Source organism: Billgrantia aerodenitrificans (genome assembly GCF_021404405.1).
Classification (GTDB): domain Bacteria; phylum Pseudomonadota; class Gammaproteobacteria; order Pseudomonadales; family Halomonadaceae; genus Halomonas; species Halomonas aerodenitrificans.
Genome location: NZ_JABFTV010000002.1, coordinates 130149 through 149964, shown reverse-complemented (window position 1 = coordinate 149964; position 19816 = coordinate 130149). Strand labels below are relative to the sequence as shown.

General features: G+C 58.2%; 24 protein-coding genes. 4 read left to right on the top strand and 20 right to left on the bottom strand.

Going from position 1 to position 19816, the window contains the following annotated elements:
* The first annotated feature begins 45 nt into the window (after positions 1 to 45).
* Positions 46 to 417, top strand: coding sequence for a nitrite reductase small subunit NirD (nirD, locus tag HOP59_RS04030; RefSeq protein WP_234252905.1), 372 nt, complete (start codon positions 46 to 48; stop codon positions 415 to 417).
* A gap of 75 nt (positions 418 to 492) precedes the next feature.
* Here the strand turns inward: nirD and HOP59_RS04025 are convergent, their stop codons facing one another.
* The 5 genes from HOP59_RS04025 to HOP59_RS04005 all read right to left on the bottom strand — a co-directional run bounded on the left by HOP59_RS04025 (position 493) and on the right by HOP59_RS04005 (position 4818).
* Positions 493 to 978, bottom strand: a complete 486-nt coding sequence (locus tag HOP59_RS04025; protein ID WP_234252904.1) for a VOC family protein — start codon at positions 976 to 978, stop codon at positions 493 to 495.
* A 581-nt stretch (positions 979 to 1559) separates the two neighbouring features.
* A complete protein-coding gene (locus HOP59_RS04020) occupies positions 1560 to 2153 on the bottom strand; it encodes a hypothetical protein (protein ID WP_234252903.1) in 594 nt (197 codons plus the stop codon).
* Positions 2154 to 2664: 511 nt separating this feature from the next.
* Positions 2665 to 2898 (bottom strand): transposase, encoded by a 234-nt coding sequence (locus HOP59_RS04015; protein WP_422675900.1) that lies wholly within the window; start codon positions 2896 to 2898, stop codon positions 2665 to 2667.
* Between the two features lie 129 nt (positions 2899 to 3027).
* Positions 3028 to 3516, bottom strand: a complete 489-nt coding sequence (locus HOP59_RS04010) for a hypothetical protein (RefSeq protein ID WP_234252902.1) — start codon at positions 3514 to 3516, stop codon at positions 3028 to 3030.
* 531 nt (positions 3517 to 4047) lie between these two features.
* Entirely contained in the window at positions 4048 to 4818 is a 771-nt protein-coding gene (locus HOP59_RS04005) for a nuclease-related domain-containing protein (protein ID WP_234252901.1), read from the bottom strand.
* A 200-nt stretch (positions 4819 to 5018) separates the two neighbouring features.
* On the opposite strand from HOP59_RS04005, the gene HOP59_RS04000 reads away from it, so the two are divergent.
* Entirely contained in the window at positions 5019 to 6239 is a 1221-nt protein-coding gene (locus HOP59_RS04000; RefSeq protein WP_338073320.1) for a GGDEF domain-containing protein, read from the top strand.
* Between the two features lie 222 nt (positions 6240 to 6461).
* The gene (locus HOP59_RS03995) at positions 6462 to 8198 is read left to right on the top strand and encodes a PHA/PHB synthase family protein (RefSeq protein WP_234252899.1); all 1737 of its coding nucleotides are present in this window, start codon (positions 6462 to 6464) and stop codon (positions 8196 to 8198) included.
* Here the strand turns inward: HOP59_RS03995 and HOP59_RS03990 are convergent.
* From HOP59_RS03990 to HOP59_RS03920, 15 genes are all read right to left on the bottom strand, one after another.
* Positions 8180 to 8689, bottom strand: coding sequence for a DUF6622 family protein (locus HOP59_RS03990; protein ID WP_234252898.1), 510 nt, complete (start codon positions 8687 to 8689; stop codon positions 8180 to 8182). The genes HOP59_RS03995 and HOP59_RS03990 overlap by 19 nt on opposite strands.
* Positions 8690 to 8804: 115 nt before the next feature.
* Positions 8805 to 9272, bottom strand: a complete 468-nt coding sequence (locus HOP59_RS03985; protein ID WP_234252897.1) for a nucleotidyltransferase — start codon at positions 9270 to 9272, stop codon at positions 8805 to 8807.
* A gap of 18 nt (positions 9273 to 9290) precedes the next feature.
* A complete protein-coding gene (locus tag HOP59_RS03980) occupies positions 9291 to 10124 on the bottom strand; it encodes an isocitrate lyase/PEP mutase family protein (RefSeq protein WP_010629479.1) in 834 nt (277 codons plus the stop codon).
* A 60-nt stretch (positions 10125 to 10184) separates the two neighbouring features.
* Positions 10185 to 10772, bottom strand: coding sequence for a YdeI/OmpD-associated family protein (locus HOP59_RS03975; protein ID WP_010629480.1), 588 nt, complete (start codon positions 10770 to 10772; stop codon positions 10185 to 10187).
* Between the two features lie 64 nt (positions 10773 to 10836).
* Positions 10837 to 11247: a fosfomycin resistance glutathione transferase gene (locus tag HOP59_RS03970; protein ID WP_010629481.1), complete on the bottom strand. Its 411-nt coding sequence runs from the start codon at positions 11245 to 11247 to the stop codon at positions 10837 to 10839.
* Between the two features lie 20 nt (positions 11248 to 11267).
* Positions 11268 to 11837 carry a sugar O-acetyltransferase gene (locus HOP59_RS03965; protein ID WP_234252896.1) on the bottom strand — a complete coding sequence of 190 codons (570 nt, stop codon included), beginning with the start codon at positions 11835 to 11837 and terminating at the stop codon, positions 11268 to 11270.
* A 164-nt stretch (positions 11838 to 12001) separates the two neighbouring features.
* Positions 12002 to 12478: an RDD family protein gene (locus HOP59_RS03960; protein WP_010629483.1), complete on the bottom strand. Its 477-nt coding sequence runs from the start codon at positions 12476 to 12478 to the stop codon at positions 12002 to 12004.
* A gap of 463 nt (positions 12479 to 12941) precedes the next feature.
* The gene (locus tag HOP59_RS03955; protein ID WP_010629484.1) at positions 12942 to 13487 is read right to left on the bottom strand and encodes a P-loop NTPase family protein; all 546 of its coding nucleotides are present in this window, start codon (positions 13485 to 13487) and stop codon (positions 12942 to 12944) included.
* 86 nt (positions 13488 to 13573) lie between these two features.
* Entirely contained in the window at positions 13574 to 14281 is a 708-nt protein-coding gene (locus HOP59_RS03950; RefSeq protein WP_010629485.1) for an LrgB family protein, read from the bottom strand.
* Positions 14278 to 14655: a CidA/LrgA family protein gene (locus tag HOP59_RS03945; RefSeq protein WP_010629486.1), complete on the bottom strand. Its 378-nt coding sequence runs from the start codon at positions 14653 to 14655 to the stop codon at positions 14278 to 14280. Before HOP59_RS03945 ends, HOP59_RS03950 begins: the two co-directional genes overlap by 4 nt.
* A 134-nt stretch (positions 14656 to 14789) precedes the next feature.
* Positions 14790 to 15797: a nucleoside recognition domain-containing protein gene (locus HOP59_RS03940; protein WP_051004675.1), complete on the bottom strand. Its 1008-nt coding sequence runs from the start codon at positions 15795 to 15797 to the stop codon at positions 14790 to 14792.
* Positions 15790 to 16200 carry a VOC family protein gene (locus tag HOP59_RS03935; RefSeq protein ID WP_010629488.1) on the bottom strand — a complete coding sequence of 137 codons (411 nt, stop codon included), beginning with the start codon at positions 16198 to 16200 and terminating at the stop codon, positions 15790 to 15792. The genes HOP59_RS03940 and HOP59_RS03935 overlap by 8 nt, the downstream gene beginning before the upstream one ends.
* Positions 16201 to 16227: 27 nt before the next feature.
* The gene (locus tag HOP59_RS03930) at positions 16228 to 16797 is read right to left on the bottom strand and encodes a GNAT family N-acetyltransferase (RefSeq protein WP_010629489.1); all 570 of its coding nucleotides are present in this window, start codon (positions 16795 to 16797) and stop codon (positions 16228 to 16230) included.
* Positions 16798 to 16822: 25 nt separating this feature from the next.
* Positions 16823 to 17314, bottom strand: a complete 492-nt coding sequence (locus tag HOP59_RS03925; RefSeq protein ID WP_267965845.1) for an AAC(3)-I family aminoglycoside N-acetyltransferase — start codon at positions 17312 to 17314, stop codon at positions 16823 to 16825.
* Between the two features lie 35 nt (positions 17315 to 17349).
* Positions 17350 to 17994, bottom strand: a complete 645-nt coding sequence (locus HOP59_RS03920; RefSeq protein WP_234252895.1) for a cell division protein ZipA C-terminal FtsZ-binding domain-containing protein — start codon at positions 17992 to 17994, stop codon at positions 17350 to 17352.
* Positions 17995 to 18360: 366 nt separating this feature from the next.
* Between HOP59_RS03920 and HOP59_RS03915 the strand changes: the two genes are divergently transcribed.
* The gene (locus HOP59_RS03915) at positions 18361 to 19773 is read left to right on the top strand and encodes a PhoH family protein (protein WP_234252894.1); all 1413 of its coding nucleotides are present in this window, start codon (positions 18361 to 18363) and stop codon (positions 19771 to 19773) included.
* The last annotated feature ends 43 nt before the right edge of the window (positions 19774 to 19816 follow it).

The window sequence follows — 19816 nt, the reverse complement described above, 5'->3', positions numbered from 1 at the left end:
CCTTCCCTAACCGCTACTGGCAGAAAAGATCAAAAAGGATTCGAAATGAGCACAGCAACTGCGGCGAAGACCATGACCCAGACCTGGCAAACCCTCTGCACCCGCGCCGACCTGGTGCCCTTCTCCGGCGTCGCCGCCTGGGTGGAAACCCCAGAAGGCCCTGCCCAAGTGGCCGTCTTCTACCTGCCAGGCCACGCGCAGGAACTTTACGCCATCGACCACCACGACCCCTTCTCCAACGCCAACGTGATCGCCCGCGGCATCGTCGGCGACCTCAAGGGTCAGCCCGTCGTCGCCTCACCGATCTACAAGCAGCACTTCCGCCTGGAAGACGGCCAGTGTCTGGAAGACGAAAGCGTCACCCTGCGCACCTGGAAGGTGAGCTTCAAGGGCGACGAGGTGTGGATCGAGGCCTAAGTTTTCAGTCCCAGAAAAGCAAAAAGCCGCCGACGCTGGGAAGCGTCGGCGGCTTTGGGTAAGACCGCTCTCATCTCAACCGCGAAAGGCGGCCTCGATCTTGGCGATGTCGATTTTCCTCATCGTCATCATGGCCTCGAACGCCCGCTTGGCAGCGGCACGGTCGGGACTGGTGAAGGCCTTCGTCAGCGCAACCGGGGTAATCTGCCAGGAGATGCCCCACTTGTCTTTGCACCACCCGCATTGGCTCTCCTCGCCGCCATTGCTGACGATGGCGTTCCAGTAGCGATCCGTCTCCTCCTGGTCTTCGGTCGCCACCTGAAACGAGAACGCCTCGCTATGCTTGAACGTAGGTCCGCCGTTCAGCCCAAAGCACGCCACGCCCAGTACGGTGAACTCGACCGTCAACACGCTGCCTTCCTTGCCTGAGGGAAAATCCCCTGGGGCCCGGTGCACCGCGTCGAGCGATGAATCGGGGAAGGTCTCGGCATAAAATCGTGCAGCTTCCTCAGCGGCGCTATCGTACCAAAGGCAGATCGTGTTCTTTGCCATGTGCTTCATGATCAGCTCCCTTCTGTCGGTGATTGCTGTGGGTGGGCAATCTAATGTCGAACGGAGCTGACCGAAATCGACAGGGGGGGTGGTGTCAGGCTTTGGCGGCAGGAGCGCGTCGGCAGAGCGCCCCTTGTCTGGATTTGTGAAGGCTACTGTGGCAACTGATAGGAGATATTGCCACTATTCACCCTTATATACTTGCGCTGCTCCAAATCTTTCACAATTGAGCTTAGCTGCTGCTCCGATAGCTTCTCAGTAAATAGCGAATTGATAGTATTGACGAGCGTCTTGACCTTCCGAGGCCGCGCCCAACGCATGCACCGCGCCAGCGGTCGCCGTGACTGTGCTTTTCATGACCATGCAGGATAAACAAAGTTATCACCAACATATGTTCCTGCCATCTTCAGAAAGAAACAGCAAGACCAGAAAAGAAAGCAACAAAAATTTGGCTGATCGATACACTAACCCCTTGCCTCGCATTGCCAACACTCGCAATAATCGGCGCGAGGTACAAGCGACCGGCGACCGCAGGGAGCGCAGGGAGCGCAGGGAGCGCAGGGAGCGCAGGGAGCGAACTCAACTGCTCGCTATCTTCTGTTTGGTAAAAAAACAAATTCACGGCCATCCCACACAATTCTACCTAATTCAACGCCATATGATACATCAGGAATCCCGGACCCGACCATTATAGCTGTATCGGCGCCATACGAAATCCGATAACTGGAGTGTGCCACGCCCCGAATATACTCAGCGGTGTAACTACTGTCTCCAGTTTCCTGCACAAGGAGCTTGCCTATCATATTTTCCGTTATGGTAGGCCAGATTTTCTCTGTCACATCAACATATACACCGTCACCAACTTCAAAAACCCACCTATTTTCAACGGATACTCCATCCTCAGTGATTAGAGCAACTTCCGATTGCCCGGAAATGTTATCGAAGTATGAGATGTGATATACAAACAAGACATCATCGCATTCTAGCCGGTAGCGCGCCGGGCCTTCTTTGCTCAAACATTCCGATAGGAACCTTCTCGTAACTTCTTCACCAGAGTCACGATTAACTATATTGCTTTTTAAAAGAAGATCAAGTGCATCAGCACTCTGTACAGTGGCCGCATGGCTCAAAATGGATGGCGATATCAGCATAGCCGCAAAAAACACTCTTACCCAAATCATCATCGATATTCTCACCTGACAAAGATAACGTCGCGCACAACGGCGGCCGATGCAGGAGGCCGTCCAGCGTAGGCCGAAGGCCGGATCGAATTGATGCGCCTTGTTAAGTTCACCAACCTGGAAGCCTCAAATGACGGGCCACTTTAAGCTCCAGCTGACCCCATAATTGCGATAATAATTTTTCCCTTTCTTGCTGCATTTTTTTTCTGTGAGTAATTTCCTTTGGGCACTTCACCCGATACCTCAATGCCCGATGGAACGTGAACCAAAGTAAAGTGCCAACTTCGATCATCCACTGCACGAGATGCTACCGACCGCTTCTTGCGGTGGGTAGACGTGCTGCCGCTACCGTGCCAAGTAACTTCAGTTCTAGGCAATTGCCATTTGTCCTTGCTCTTCTTTCCCATATATACTCTGACTGAAACTTAACGTCTAAGCTAAGCGGCGCGGCGTTAGCCGCGTCCGGTGGAGCGCGATGCGTGGAATTCCCCCAAAAAAAGTGGACACGTCACCATCAGCTCATCTCCTCGAACTCTATCGGGGTCCGGTAACCAAGGCTACTGTGCAGCCGATGACTATCATAGAACTGTCCCTCTCGGTATTCCTTTCGCCAACGTGACAGCATGAAGGGGTAAATATCCAGTGCTTCGGCAACGCCTTTGACGCTCCGGTGGGCCTGGTGGCTCCACTCCACCGCTTTGACTTTGAACTCGGTGCTATAGCGTTGCGTTTTCTTCCCCGTGATCATCTCGGGTATCGGTTCTCTCCTGTTGGGGAGTTATCGATGCGTGTCCACTGGAGTGGGGGAACTCCACCGCGTAGTGATGCGCTTGGTTAGCGTTCGTGTATTGGACAGACCCCAACTCTTTGGATATTCCTAAGCAATTTTCAAAGAGCCGAAAAACACAACCAGAAACATGGCAAACTGCACCAATAAAATCGACATATAAAACCAGTTTAACTTTGAAGCAGCATTTTTATTTAAAGAATTATGGCTTGCGTCTCTAATAGAATCCGATAGAGAAATTATCAGGGAGCTTTTGGAAAGCGCCTTTTCCACTTCGCGGCCATGCCGAACAGCCCCTTTAAGCAGTTCGTGGTACCAATATCTATCCATAGAGTAAAAAGCCGCCCAAATCATCATAGACAGAGCGATAAATACAGCAGCTATGTGGAACTCCAAGTCGTTAACAGTAACAATCCCTCCAAATCTGTAGGAAATTGCCGACGCACCAAGAAGAACACCAAGGATAGAAACAGCTAAGGACCTAACTTTCAAGCATAGGTCATTAAAATGCATCTGTACATCAACGGTTTTCTCCCAAACCTTGATCTGTAACTCATCATTGCCCTTTTCTTCGCCCATAAATTCTTCCTAGTAGAGCCACTAACAGTGATTGGACTTCACGTCCTGATATTGAATGAACATCTTCTTCCAACTCATTGTTTTTTTAAGCTTAAGTATAGCTCGACCACCTATGCAGGATTCGTGCACTTGCGCGTTTTGCCAGAGCCAATAACACTGTATGCATATCCACATCACAAGAGAGCTGCTGTATGGATACGCACAACAGACCGCCAAAGCTGATGGACCGTGTGAAGGCCATCATGCGGGTGAAGCGCTAAAGCCCGCGTACCGAGAAAACCTACTGCTACTGGGTTCGCTACTTCATTCGCTCCCATGGCGTGCGCAGCCCTCTGGGATAGGAGGACACCTGGCATTCAGGCACGCTACCGCCTGGGAATGCCGCTCATCGGCCTCCCACTCAGGCGGTTACTAGCCGCCGACATGCTTCATCTGACGATGTTGGAATCCGATTCGAAGCACTTATTCACACTAGCCTTGTTAAATTAACTATCGGCACGTGCCGTGGCATCTTGAGCCTGATACTCCGCCCTACGCTGCATCCCGCACCTCCCGGCACTTGGGATAGGCCGAGCAGCCCCAGAATCGATTGCCGGCGTTTGCCCCTCGATTCGAGGTGCGCAGCACCATGACGCTACCGCACTTCGGGCAGGTTCTGTCGGAGCTGGATTCGAAGCGGGCCTTGAGCTGTTTCACGTGCTGGCGGTGCGTGTCCCGAGTCGGTGCAAGGCGGCCGGTGGTGATGCTTTCCAGCACTTGCTCTACCTGGGCTTGCGTCAGCACGGGCTCGCGGAACGACTTGATGTAGCGCACGTAGCCGCCGCCGATGGTGACGTTCTCGGGCATGCTGGTCTTGAATACGGCGCTGCCGGAGAAGACCACCAGCGAGTGAAGGGTATCTGGCGGCACGTCGAGCAGGGCTTCCAGCGCTTTCAAGTGCTTGTAGTTCTGGCGCAGCGGGTTCTGAAACTTGAAGCTCTTGCGGTAGAGCTTCTGGGTCCATTGGGCTTGGCGTTCGCTGCCGAAGATCCAGCCCGCCATATGCTTGGTCTCGATGACGAAGATGCCGTAGCGGGAGACCAGCACGTGGTCGATCTGGGTGGTGCCGTCGGGCGTGGGCAGCGTGACGTTGTGAACGCCGCGGTACTCATCCGCCGGCAACCGCACCTTGGCGATCAGCTTGACGAAGGCCTCGCCGAACATGCCCTTGAACCAGCGGGACTTGAGTATGCCGAGTAGCACCAGGAGGGGCAGCACCCACCATAGCGGCCTAGCGGCTTCAAAGAGGATCGAATAGTCCAAAGGCTTCCTCTCGCTTCAGCGATTGGCTAGGGACGTTTGGTTCAGCCTGCTTAGGTTAAGCTAGCGCTTTCTATCGTGTAATTCTACGTAACGAGACTGGATATTGATCTGAGTCGCTTCGGGGTAGTCGAAAGCCTATACGATGTAAGAAACGGCTTACGCCAGGCTGACCAAAGGAACCACGAGAAACGCCACGCAATATGGCAAATTGGCTCGTGGCCCTCACGCCTTGGCACGCTGGCTTGCATGGATGTGCTGACTGCCGATTTTGCGTTCAAAACCTGAGCAGGGTTTCGTGCATGCACCCATATCAAGAAGATCAAGAACATCGCCGGGCGGTGCTGCAAGCCATGCTGCTGGTCACCATCGCAAGTGCACTGGTCTTTGCGGCGTTCAACTTTCCCGACGGCATGATTCTCGTCGGCGGTATCCAGGTCGCCCTTGCCGCTCTCGCCGCCGGCCTGCTGGTCGTGGTTCGTCGCACACGGCGAGTCCAGGCATGGTGCCTGCGCTTTTTGCTGATACTGCTGTCGGTCACGATCCTGCTGCTGAGCCGACCAGAGATCTCGCCGTTCGCCTTCATCTGGCTGCTGGTCATCCCGCTCGTCACGCACCTTCTGCTCGGTTCCAGGCTGGGCCTGCTGCTCTCGGTGGGCTATATGGGGGTTGGCGCCGCCCTCTTCTTGTACCGCTTTGGCGGCAGCCCCGAACTCGTTAGGGTAGAGGTGATGTCCAACGCCATCATCGCCGCGCTTACTACCCTTGGCATGTCACACTTCTACGAACGTACTCGTGAACGGTCCGAGCTGAAGTTGACGCGTCTGGCCACGGTCGACCCGCTGACCGGGCTGGCCAATCGCGCGCGCCTCATCGACGTCTTCCTCTGGGAGCAGGCACAGGCACAGGCACGGCGCAATGGGACCCCACTCTCGTTGCTGATGCTGGACCTTGATCGCTTCAAGCGGATCAACGACGAGTACGGGCACGAGGCCGGAGACGCGGTGCTGGTCGCCTTCGCTCGTATGCTGCAGCAGCGCCTGAGGGAGATCGACCTGATCTCACGCTTTGGCGGCGAGGAATTCCTGGTACTACTGAACAACACCGATGGTAAGCGAGCCTTCGCCGTAGCCGAGGTGCTGCGGCAGAGCCTGGAACAACTCGATATCGAATATCAGGGCAAGATCCTCAAACTCACCGTCAGCATAGGCGTCGCCGAATATGGCCCCGACGGGCTTGACCTGGACACGCTCAGCCGAGTCGCCGATAAACGGCTGTACCAGGCCAAGGCGAGTGGACGGAACTGCGTTCGCGGCCCAATTGCGGAATCCGGTGTCGAGCGAGAGGGGGCGCTGCTCAACAATGCAGCCAAAGAGTTCCAGTCTGGCTCAGATTCCAGAAGTGCGATCAACTCAGATTCGTGATCCTTATCGTACCGAAGGATATTGCCTGTAAATTTCATCATACGACCCTACACTGAGATTTCTGCAATCCTCGCGCTCAACCATTCCCGTACACTGCGGCCGCCGTCGCCTTCGGTCGCTCCTCCTCGAACCGGGGGTCATGTCATGTCGCAGGATACTCGAAACCCGGCCGCTCCCGATATCGCCCCAAGGCCCGCGCGGTGCGCGGAACTCCCCTCTATCGTGGAGCGCCCCAACCCGGGGTTCTACTCCACCCATGCCCTGGACCGGGCCTTCAAGGCAAACCTGGCCAGGCTGACCGCCGGCATCACCCCGGCCGGCCTGGCCAGCGTCTATTACGAGTGGCTGGTTCACATGATGCTCTCCCCGGGCAAGCAACTGGAGCTGGGCGAGAAGTACACCCGCAAGCTCACCCGTTTCGGGCAATACCTCAATCGCGTGGCGGCTGGGTCCGGTGCCGCTGCCTGTATCGAGCCGCTGGAGCAGGACCAGCGCTTCAGCGGCGAGGAGTGGCAGCGTTGGCCGTTCAACCTGATCTATCAATCTTTTCTGCTGACCCAGCAGTGGTGGCACAACGCCACCAGCGAGATCGACGGCCTGTCGCCGGAGAGCGAGCGGGTGGTGAACTTCATCACACGCCAGATACTCGACCGGTACTCGCCATCCAACTCTCCGTGGCTGAACCCTGAAGTGGTTGCTACCACGATGGCGACCGGCGGACAGAATCTGGTGGTGGGTTGGCAGCACTTCATCGAGGACTGGGAACGGGCCGTATCCGGCAAGCCACCGGTCGGTGCCGAGGCGTTCCGCGTAGGCAAGAACCTGGCGGTCACTCCCGGCAAGGTGGTCTATCGGAATCACCTGATCGAGCTGATCCAGTACGCACCAACGACGAAGCAGGTTTACGCGGAACCGGTGCTGATCGTGCCTGCCTGGATCATGAAGTATTACATTCTCGACCTCACGCCCGCCCAGTCATTGGTCAAATACTTGGTGGATCAAGGCCATACCGTCTTCATGATCTCCTGGCGCAATCCGGGCTCGGAGGATCACGATCTGGGCATGGAGGATTATCGTCGGCTGGGGCCGATGGCGGCGCTGGATGCAATCTGTGCCATCACTGGCAGCCACAAGGTTCACGGGGTGGGTTACTGTCTGGGTGGTACGCTGCTTTCCATCGCGGCGGCGGCCATGGCGCGGGATGGCGACGAGAGGCTGGCTTCCCTGACCACTCTGGCCACTCAGGTGGACTTCACCGAAGCCGGCGAACTGATGCTGTTCATCGGCGAAAGCCAGGTCTCGTATCTGGAAAACATGATGTGGGATCAGGGCTATCTCGACGGCTACCAGATGGCCGGCGCTTTCCAGATCCTGCGCTCCAACGATCTGATCTGGTCGCGCATCGTGCATGACTACCTCCTCGGCGGACGTCAGCCCATGAATGCTCTCATGGCCTGGAATGCAGACCTGACTCGCATGCCCTACCGCATGCATTCCGAGTATCTGCGCCAGCTGTTCCTGAACAACGATCTGGCTAATGGGCACTATCGGGTGGATGGCCGACCGGTCGTGATTCAGGACATTCGGGCGCCGCTGTTCGTCGTCAGCACCACCACCGATCACGTGGCTCCCTGGAAGTCCGTCTACAAGATCCATCTGCTGGCGGATACCGACGAGGTAACCTTCGTGCTCACCAGCGGTGGGCACAACGCGGGTATCGTCAGTGAGCCGGGGCATCCGGGCCGCCGCTTTCGGATGTCTGCGCCACAACATGAAAAGGCGTACCTGGATCCGGAAACCTGGCAGCAGATCACGCCCGAGCAGGATGGCTCCTGGTGGCCGGCGTGGCATCAGTGGCTAGCGGCCCATTCTACTGAGCAGGTACCGCCGCCAGGCATGGGTAGCCAACAGTACCCTCCCCTGACCGACGCGCCGGGAAGCTATGTATTGGCGCCATGAGAGGTGATTTGCGCGGCGCGCCAGACCACCACGGCTCGGCCCAGGAACATTCCGCCGAGCAGGCCGTATACGAGGCTGACCGTAGCAGCGAAGGCGGCCGTACCGGCGAGGGGAAGCCGCATGCCGACTATTACGCCGACGGCAAACTTGGCGCAGAAGATCGTCAGCATGAGCGCGAGCGGCTGCCAGCTGCCCGGCACGTGGAAGGTTTGGTCTTGCGGTGAGAAACGCACGCCTCTGGGCAGCTCGAGCTTGAGATGGAGCAGCACGGCGAGACCGATGCCAACTGCCCAGAGGGCCAGGTGTACCGGCTCGGCGCCAAACGCATTGATCAGGCCATAGAGCCCGAGGAAAAGGAAAATCGCCGGGATGATACCCAGCTTGGAAAGGCCGATGGTTCTGTCCTGGCTCTGCTGATAGCCCCGGTAGAGCAAAAACAGCAGCAGCGGCCATACCCATAGCGGTGTGTTTCTTATTATCTCGATCAGCATCGGTATTCCCTGGCGTTGTGTTTCGCCCCAGCATAGCGAGGCTATGCCAGCCCCTCCAGTCAGTGCTTACTAACCCGGAAAAGGCCTTCTAAGACCGACTTTCAACATGGCCCTCCTACCCTTTCCCACAAATTGCCCGGACGTCTTCCTCGTCCACCGGTCGTGACAATGCCAGCTTATAGCGAACCAGATCCTCTCTTAACATCAGCGGAAGCTCCACGCCGAGGAGGTACCTGGTCTCATAGCGAGAGAAATCGATATCAAGCGGAATCCATGTCTGGCTTTCCTTATCGAAGATGCTCGCTCCAGCGGCACATCCTACTTCGATCTTGATGCCTTCATATTTGAACTGTACATAGGTCAGGTCCCAGCCTTCCTCCCGATAGTGGGCAGCAGGCTTGGTTATGAATTCCTGGCCCGCCTCTACCACTTCTAAGAAGCGCTCACCGGGAACGAACAAGTCGACGTCGTTTAAATCGCGTTCGGATCCATACCCCTTTGCTGCCAGTCCGCCACAGATCAGAAAAGGGATGTTTCTGTTTCTCAGCAAACCTGCGATCCACTTGATGGCTTCCTGATGCACTCATCCTCCCGTTATCTTTTACGCCTTCCGCGTTTCAAAAATGGCGTTCAACTCATCGAAGCTCGCCGCGCCGTCCAGGCCTTCGAAACTCCCTCCCTCTGCCATCATTCTGGCGGCCCGTATGAAGGCACCCCATGCGGTGCGCGCGAGGGCCGAGCCGACGCTGATACGCCGTACGCCGAGTTCCGCGAGATCCTGCACCGTCAGTCCCATATTGCCCATGACGATGGCGTTGACCGGCTTGGGCGCGACGGCACTGACGATGGCGCTCAGCTCCTCTCGCGTTCGCGGCCCTGGGGCGAATAGCACATCAGCGCCCGCCTCCGCGTAGGCTGTCAGACGTTGTAACACGTCCTTCAGGGGCTCCGGCTGGCCCACCAGGTAGCTTTCTGCCCGTGCAGTGAGCAGAACCTGAGCTCCCGCCTCATCTATCGCAGTGCGGGCAGCGCGGATGCGCTCCACGGCAAGCGCCAGGTCGTATAGCTGCCCGGGTTCTCCGGTGGCGTCTTCGATGGAGAGCCCGGCCACGCCGGTTCCGACACAGCGGGCGACATTGGCCGCCACGCCTTCGGGCTCGTGTGCATAGCCGGACTGGAAATCCGCATTCACCGGCAGATCGGTGGCGTTCACCATTTCGGTGATGTGGGCAAGTGCCGCTTCGCAAGAAAGACCGAGCACGCTGTCGGCCTGGCCCTGGCTGAATTGAAATCCTGCGCTGGTGGTTGCCAGCGCGCGAAAACCGCAGTGCTGGAGAAAGCGCGCCGTACCGATATCCCAGGGATTGGGAATCACGAAGCAACCGGACTCATGAAGTCTGGCAAATTCCGCGCGTCTTAACTCAAGATCGACCATGACACCTCCTAATGGCGCAACCAACCCCAGTCAGTACTCACTAACCCATCACGCCCGGTATCAACGACCGTTTAACCCCTTTCCGGCCAGAATATCGGGCATGCACTTCTCGATTCGTGACGCTCGCGTGCTCGATTGCTTGGCGCCGGAAAAATGCAGAATGTAGCCTCTCTGACGGCCGGGGGTGAGCGCTTCGAAGGCAGCTTTCAGGGCAGTGTTTCCATCCAGCGCTCTCTGAAGTTCTATCGGGTACGTCAGCTCATGCTTCTCGCTGAAGTCCACCTTGGCACCGGCCTTCTCCAGCTCGATGGCCTCGAGGAGATAGGCTTTTAATATGGCAGCCTGCGCTTCGATCTCGCCCAGCTGTGTGAAGCGAGCCTGGCGCATCGCCTGGGAGTGCTCGCCAGGGGCAACAAGAATTCCTTCAGAATTCTTCAGCAGGCTGCCCTTGAAAAAGCCGAGTGCGCAGTAGTCTTTCATACTGAAGATTATGGCTACGTTGCCGTTCTGCACCGAGTAGCAAAGCTTGTCCCACTTCACACTCTCGGTCAGTTGGCATGAGAGCGCTATTGCGCGCAGCCTCTTGCGCTCGTCATGCCATTGCGGCTGGCTCAGCAAAGCTTCCACTTTTGGATTGGTATCGTTCATTGTCCTTGTTCTCATTATTGGCGACGAGGCTACCCAGTCAGTACTTACTCACTCCTGGGCCCCGCTATATGAACCACTCCAACCCTTCATAGGGGTTATCTCTCAATGCCGCCAGGCGGCTTTGCAGATCACCGGAGTGAATCTCCAGCTTATGGCCGTCCGGGTCGAGAAAGTAGAGGGAGTCGCCTTCGCTGCGATTCTCCTTCCAGATCGTCACGGCCTGCTCGCGAATGGCGTCGGTACAGCGGGCGAAGGCCTCTCTACTGACGCTGAAGGCGACGTGAGTATATTCAGGCAGCGGGCCGGTGCGCGCCTCGTCGTCGAGCGACAGGCAGATCCAGTCATCGCCAGCCTGAAGATAGGCACCCCGAGCCCATTTCACCACCGGTTGGAGCCCTACCACCCGTGTGTAGAAGTCGAACGAGCCTTCGAGATCGCGAACTGCGAGCGTAAGGTGATTGATGCCGATTATCATGCCCTACTCCTCAGTTAGCCTCAGCTAGGAGTTTCTTCCTTGAGCGTGCGTATCACCCGGCAAGGGTTGCCGGCGGCGAACACGTCTTCGGGGATGTCCTTGGTCACCACGCTGCCGGCACCGATAACCGTGCGGGAGCCGATGGTGACGCCGGGGCACAGTATCGCGCCGCCGCCGATCCATACGTCGTCGCCGATGGTGATCGGCTTGGCGGCTTCCAGGCCGCTGCGGCGCTCATCGGCATCGAGCGGGTGGGTAGCGGTATAGATCTGCACGCCCGGGCCGAACATGGTGTGGTTGCCGATGGTGACTTCCGCCACGTCGAGGATCACGCAGTTGAAGTTGAAGAAGACCTTCTCGCCCAGGGTGATGTTGCCGCCGTAGTCGCAGTGGAAAGGCGGCTCGATGAAACAGCCCTTGCCCATGGCGCCGAACAGCTCGCTCAACAGCCGCTTGCGCTCCTTTCCCTGTGCGTCGCTGGTGTCGTTGAAGGCCTTGGTCAACAGGCGGGCACGGTGACGCTCGCTCAGGAGCTGGGCGTCCCGCGGATCGTAGAGTTCACCGGCCAGCATCTTCTGTTTTTCGGACATGGTCTCCCCATTATCTGGTCAAGCAAACTTCACGTACGTTACAGCTCTTTCTCCCTCTGGCCAAGGCATACAAAAATGCATTCGCTTCGCATAATAAGAGAAAAAAAGCCGGCTATAATCAATAGCCGGCAGAGAACCTCCGATGGAGCAAGGTGATAGCATCTTTACTCTGACTTAGGTTGCACAAACTCTACAGGCACAGCATTTTTAGCCTCACGCACGACCAAAGTGCCCGCCAGCTTGTCATGCCATCCCTGTTTTTTACCATCGAAAGCAACCCACAGAAAGCCCAAGCCAAGAGGCAAGCTAGAAAGTATATATGCGAGATACCGCCCCATGGCCTGCCCAACGCTGGGAGAGTTACCCGTTCTTGCATCCACAACCTTCACCGACACTGCCATTTTTCCTGGAGTCGCCTGCTTGTAGACCCAAAAGAGAACGATACCTATTGCCGGAAGCACCCAGGAAATTAGAAAATCAGCCGGCCCTGCAACGAACCCGTACAAATTCGGATCGAAATATCCCCAGCCATAAATTGAGATCAGCACCGGAAAAGTAACCATCATAAGAAGAATGGCATCAATGATAGTCGCTCCCGTCCTGACCCAAAAACCTGCATATTCAAGCCCTTGATCTTTCATTCTAGTTCCCTTGACGTAAATCTTCTTTTTCCAGAAGAAAATTAAAAAAACCCACCCTGCTCATTTTTTATGCTTTAACTTTGCCATTTTAAAACATGCCCGTTATTCGCAAAAGCTCAAAAAACTCTTTCAGTATCACCCCGCTGCCTGGTCACTTGAGACCCTCAGAGCTTAACTTCGTAAGCAATTGTTAAATATAGGAAAAACCCATCCCCAGCATGGAACGGGCCTTTTTCTTACATCTGCATAGCTGATTTCCTACAAAATTTTCATAAAAAAGCTACAAAAGGGTGCACTCCCATGAGGAGAAAAACAGCGTTGCCATTGTCAGTGGGAACAAAAAGCTCGCCACCCTCCCCGTCGGACAAGCAAGAAACTTGACAGCAGCACCAATCGAGCCACGAACGGAGCTAGCTCGAAGTCACCAGGGAGGGGCGATATCTCGGAACAGTCGGGAAATCACCTACTCAACAGCCAATTTCTGAAGCACCGCATCGGCCAATTCATTAGCTGATTGGATCGAGTTTAGTCTAAGAGTCGAACACGGCAGTTGTTCGATCCACTCTTCGTGTAGCGCCAGGCTGCGAATCGGTGGAGCAGCAGTATCGTAACTTGCTGCCCATTCGAGAAACTCCTGGTGCTGTGCATACAGATCACCCGTGGGATGGACTCGGCTACCGTATCGTCGACGCTCACGCTCGCGGAGCCTTTCCATTCGCAGCGCAGGATCCAGGTGCAAAAATACAGCCAAAGTGAACATGCCTTCGAGCGGCTTGCCCCAGTTGACGAGAGAACCGGACAGCACCCAACTATCGTGGCCTTGCATATCGGCAAGGATCGAGGCCACACGTTGCTCTGGAGAATGCTTTTGTGTGAAAGGCGGATCGGTGCGTTTCCAATAGTAGTCATCCACATCCAGGTGCGGCACCTGGAGACGCGCCGCCACAAGCGCGCCCAGGCTCGTACTTCCGACACCTGACGCACCGAAGATATGAATTCTATTTTCCATGTTCACTACTCCTTGTCGTGTGTTGTAACGCTAGCCAGAGGCATGCCGCACCAACCCGGTGAGCAAAGCTTTCCTAATGGCCTACGCTATGCCAGCAGTCGCCACGCCAGCGGCAAGAAAAGTGCGCTGAATACGCCGACCAGGCTCATGCCGAGGGAGGCGAACGCGCCGGCCTTGGGGCCGAGTTCGAAGGCACGCACGATGCCGATGGCGTGGCCGTTCACCCCCAGCGCGAAGCCGAGAATGCGCTGGTCGGTGATGTTGAGCAGACGCGCCAGCAGCGAGACGAAGATGGTGGTGAGCACGCCGGTGATGAGCAGGCCGCCCAACATCAGCGAGAGCGAGCCGCCGATCTGCTCCTGTATGCCCATGGCCAGCGGTGCGGTAACCGATTTGGGCGCCAGCGAGGCCAACACCGCGGGGGGAGCGCCCAGCAGCCAGGCAATGAGTACGGCATAGAAGGCCGCCAGCACGGCGGCGAGCGGCAGGCTGCAGAGAATCGGCTTCCACAGGGCGAAGATATGCTGACGCTGCTGATAGAGCGGTACCGCCAAGGCCACGGTGGCTGGGCCCAGTAGCAGAGTGAGCCAGGCGACGTTGCGCTGGTAGTCGGCGAAGTCGTAGCGTAGCAGCCACAGGCCGGCTGCCGTGAATACGGCTCCGATCAGCACCGCCGGACACCAGCTCGGCCGGCCCATGCGCTCGAACAGGGTCACGCCGCCGAGGTAGGCGGCCAGGGTCAGCGCTACGGCGAGGGTGGGTGTGTCGAGCAGTGAGTCGTACAGCGCGTTCAAGACAGGCGCTCCCGCTCGTTGCCGCTATCGGCTTCCTTGGGCATGAATCGCAGCATCAGCCACAGCGTGGTGAGCACGCTGAGGAAGGTGCCCACCCCCAGCGCGACCATTACCGCCGTCCAGTGGCCGGCGAACTCATCGATGACGAAGAACACCCCCACCACTCCAGGCATGATCAGCATGGCGAGCAGAGGAATCAGCGCCTGGCTCGCGGTGGCCACGCTCTCGTTCAAACGCCGCTTGACCAGCAGCCATGTCAGCAGCAACAAAAGCCCCGCCATGGCATGGGAAACTGGCAGTGAAAGCAGCTCGACGAAGGCATGGCCGAGCAGTTGGAAACCAAGTAGCCAGAGGAAACCGCGCAACAGCTTCATGCCATCTCCGCCGCAGCCGAACAAAGTAGGTAAGCATCACTGGCTATCGGTTGAGACAGACAGCGACACCATGGGACAACCTACGAAATGTTAACACGCTATCATTCTGCGTGAGCGAGCAGCGCTGTATTACCTTACCCTTCTCTGCTCGCCTCGCGCTCCGCCACTGCCCGCGACGCAAACATCCAGGAAGGCAGCTCTGCGCGGCTCAGCCATGGCAATCTTGCCAACACGGCAATGATCACTAGTGCGAAAGCGAGCCGCGCCCATAGCAGACCGGAGAGGTCCGCTCCCATCAGCATGATCAGCAGCGTGTCTTCGATCAGGCTGTGGCACAGGCCAAGAAAACAGAGCGTGAGCACGATGTCCCGCGGGGTCAGGCGCCCCGAGCGCGCCTCACGCAGCAGCAGGCCCGCACCGAAGGTGAGCCCAAGGGTAATGCCGATGACGGTGATGTTGGCTGCCGCCGGACCGATGCCCAGCAACCGCAGCAGCGGATAGAGCAGCTTGTGGATCAGCCGCTCCACGCCCAGCCAACCTAGCAGCCTGAGCAGGCTCATCAGCGCGAAGATCACAACGAAGATGGTCGCCAGTGTCACGACCTGACCTTGCAGCCAGGCCGTCAGCGTCGCGTCTTGAACCGAGGGTTCCCACACCACTTGGTTGGCATGCTGCAGCCAGCCACCCCACGAATAGCTCAGATGCAGCAGCCAGCCCAACAGCCAGGCACCGCCTCCGCGCAGCACGATGGTCAACCACCAGGGTACCCCAGCCAAACGGGCCACCGCCCCCTCTATCGGCAGTGAGTGCCCCACGGCCATCAAGGTGCCCAGTATCGTGACCTGCGCCACGGTCAGCGGCGTATCCCGCGTAACCTCGAAGAAGATCACCAGGCCGGTGTAGATGTTGGTCAGCAGCGTAGCGGCCCACACCACGCTGAGCGGTTCCGGTAGCCCCAGAGGTGACATCAGCGGAGACAGCCACTGGCTGAGCAGTTCGGTCATGCCCAGCATCTCGAGCGCTTTCACGATTAGCAGCGCCGGCACCATCACCTTGAGCAGTGTCCAGTACACCTTGGCGGCTTCACGCAGGAGACTACCCACCGTACCGAAAAGAGGGGTAAGGCTTCGCCTTTCACTCATCCGTTGGCCCGACCCAGACGAAGGGGTTGTGGGCAACCTCCCACAGATACCCATCCGGATCGGCGAAATAGCCCGAGTAGCCGCCCCAGAACACCTTCTGGCCGGGCTTGACCAGCTTGGCGCCGGCAGCGACCGCCTGTTCCAGCAGCTCGTCGACCTCCGCCTCCGAAGCCAGGTTGTGCGCCAGCGCGATGCCGGAAAAGCCGCTGCCCTCGGGTGAAATGCCGGCATCCTCGGCCAATGCCTCGCGGCCATAGAGCCCCAGCCAGGTGCCGTTGAGGGTGAAGAAGGCCACCTCGGGCGGCGATTCCATACGCGGCAGGCCCAACCCTTCTTCGTAGAAACGAATCGATGCCGCGAGATCGCGTACGCCGAGCGTGATCATGCTGATTCGTGGCTTCATGTGGCCTCCCGTACAGCGCGAGATCTGCTATTTGCTAAGTATGGCCGGAAGCTCAGCCTCGGCACGGGAGGCCGAGCACTTATGCTGCCACTGGCTACGACGCATGCGGTAGAGACGCACCGGCTGATGGTTGAAGCTCAGCGTATCGAAACGGCTGAATCCTACCTTTTCGGCCACCCGCAGTGACGCCGCATGATCCGGCTCCACCAGCACGATGATCGAATCGAAGCGCCGCTCTTCGAAGGCGTGATCGAGAGCGGCGACGGCCGCCTCGGTAGCAAGGCCCTGACCCCAGTAGGGCCTGGCGAGACGGTAGCCCAGGTTCCACTCGGTAGTGCCCTTCACCTGTTCGGGCGAGACACCGCAGAAGCCGACGAACTCGTCGCTTTCGCCGCTCACCATGGCCAGCGGGCCGGTGCGGTGCTGGATATAGCAGTCGAAGCACCAATCCAGGAACAGGCGGGTCGCTGCTTCGTCGCAAACGCCGTGCAGCGAATGACGCATGACTTCCGGGTCGGCAAGCATATCGGCAAGCGCGGGCACATCGGCGGTGGCCAGCGGCCGCAGCCGTAAACGCGGCGTTTCCAATTCGAACATGGTCCCCCTCCCTGGTAGCGCTCGTTTATCGGTGTCGGCTGGATGGCCCTGGTGTCACGGGTACGGCAATATCGAAGTGCAGCACCTCCTCCCGCGTGCCGAGCTTCGAATAGAGCTCGATGGCAGGAGTATCGCCATGATCCGCCTGTACGAAGACCACGTAGGCACCGCGCTGAGCGGCGATGCTTTGCAAATGCTCGATCAAGGCGGTAGCGATACCCTGCCGGCGATACGCTTTTCCAACGGCCAGATCATAAATATAGATCTCACTGCGCGCCTGCTCGAACTTGTGCAGTACATAAGCAGCCAGACCGCCCACTACCTCATCCCCCTGGCGAGCCACCAGGGCAATGAAGGTGTCGCTGCCCAGCAATCGCTCCATGTAGGCCTGCCCCGGGCGCGCGGCGCCATAGGCTTCCACCTCGTTGAAGGCCTCGCCGAAAACCGTGAGCAGCTCGTGCATCAACGCCGTGTCGCCGGGATTTAGCTGGGTCAGGATGAAGGCATCGGGGGGCATGGGCTGAGCGCTCTCTTATCGAACCATTCTTTGGCTTAGCGAGCCATCCTCTGCGCCTGCTGCCTCAGCGCTTCGAACTCCTCTACGCTGACGGCATTGCGCTCGGCATCGAGAATATGGCCGCCAATGTCGGCAATGGCCTGAGTGATCTGAATCAGCGTTTCGGGATTGCGCGCCACACTGCGCTTGCTGATGAAGTGAATCAGGATGGAGACCCCGGCCACGGTGGGCTGGTCATCGCCATCGTGAATGGGCGGCAACGTGCCCGGCGGCGACGAGTTGGCGATGGTCAGCTTGTAACCGGCGAGAGGGTCGCGGATGGTGTAGACGCCGAGCTTAGCGTCGTAGTGCGCGTTGTATTCCTTGAGCAGGCGGGCAAGACGCCGATTGGTATCCAGGCCCGGCCAGTCGAGGATCACGAACAGGCACTGCTTGATATCCTTGCTCGACACGACCTGAAAACGGCGCATCGGCTCAGGCTCGGTTGGCTGAGCGGACGGCACTGGCTCAGTGGACTGAGTAGGCGGCACTGGCTGAGTGTCGACTACCCGGGCCTGAACCCGCGGAGCGAGTTCGGCATCTTCGCGTTGACGTCGGCTCTTGATGAACGCCACGAAACACAGCAGCGCCAGCAACAGCGCGACACCCGCCACGATCAAAACGCTTACGACCGGATCCATCCTGCATACCTCGACCTTCACTGGCCCACGATGTTACCCCTGCCACCTGCTCGCACCCTATGGGCAAACGTGTAGCCATTGTTATTTTACGTAATGCTACGCCCTTTTGCCACGCCGTGCATGCCGTCTTCTCAACGTTGGAGGCCGGCCAAGGCGAGCTCACGACTTTACCATAGGAAACGCATTACGCTGCGTTGAAGCATTTCGATGGCAGCGCGGAGCGAGAGACTCCATGCTAAGGGTAACTCGAGCAGAAGAGGAGCCCTGCCATTCACGTGACGCTGGTCGCCAGTAGCGAACTGTCACGCCATGGAATGATGTGAAGGCCAGTGTTGTTGGTGCCGTCAACTCAGGAGTGCTACCCCGATGGTACGACTCGACAAGAAAGCCAAGCGGTTGTACGTGCTGGATACCAACGTTCTTCTGCACGACCCCGCTGCCTTGTACCAGTTCGAGGAACACGAGGTGGTCATCCCCATGACCGTGCTCGAGGAACTCGACAAGCTCAAGAACGGCCTGCGTGAGATTGCCCGCACCGCCCGCCAGGTCAGCCGCACCCTCTCCGACCTGACCAATCAGGTCACATTCGACGAAATCCAACGGGGCATCCCGATACCCCGCGCCGGCGGTACCACCCTCGGTAAGCTCCGTTTTCTCTGCTACCCGGAGCTGAAGCCGCTGGAGCACCTGGAGGAGAGCCCCGACAACGTGCTGCTGGCCGAGACCTGCCGGCTGCGTGACGAGCGCCCCGATGCTTCGGTGATCCTCGTTTCCAAGGACATCAACCTGCGAGTCAAGGCCGCCGCCCTGCACGTGCCGGTAGAAGATTACCTGACCGACCGCGCCTTCAGCGACAGCGACGTGATGCTCGAAGGGGTGCGTATCTATCCCGACGCCGAAGGCAGCAGCGGCCCCTGGGATCAGATAGAGGTCGAAGTCGAGGTGGAACGAGTCGACCACCATACCTTCTATCGCCTCGAGGGTCGGATACCCAGCGACTGGCACCTGGGCATGCTGGTTTCCGACAGCGAGAACGGCGCCAGCTTCGAAGCCATCGTGCGCGAACTTGGCCCCAACCAGGCGCGGCTGCAGTTGCTGACCAACTATCGCCACAAGGATGGCGTGTGGGGCGTACATGCCCACGACAGCCGGCAGAACTTCGCCCTCAACCTGCTGATGGACGACGATATCGACCTGGTCACCATCGCCGGCAGCGCCGGTACCGGTAAGACCTTCATGACTCTGGCCGCGGCGTTCCAACAGACCCTGGACGCCAAGCGCTTCGAGCGCATCGTCTTCACCCGTGCGCCGATCTCGATGAGCGAAGACATCGGTTTCCTGCCAGGCACCGAAGAGGAGAAGATGTCGCCGTGGATGGGCGCCTTCCACGACAACATGGACAACCTGCTACGCGACGAGCATGACGGCAGCACCAGTTGGAGCCAGGATGCCACCCGCAGCTTGATCGGCTCACGGGTGCAAATCCGCGCCCCTGGCTTCATGCGCGGACGCACCCTCAACGACACCTTTCTGATCATCGACGAGGCGCAGAACTTCACCCCGAAGCAGCTCAAGACTCTGCTCACCCGCGCTGGACGCAACACCAAGATCGTCTGTCTGGGCAACGTCGGTCAGATCGATACGCCCTACCTCACTGCCAACACCTGCGGCATGGCGGCGGTGGTGCAGCGCTTCAGCAACTGGCCCCATGCCGGCCACGTGACGCTGCGCAGCGTTGAGCGCTCGCGCCTGGCACTGGCCGGTGAGGAGCTGTTGTAGACTCGAGCAATACAGTAGGAGCGCAGCATCGGGCCTGGCATCG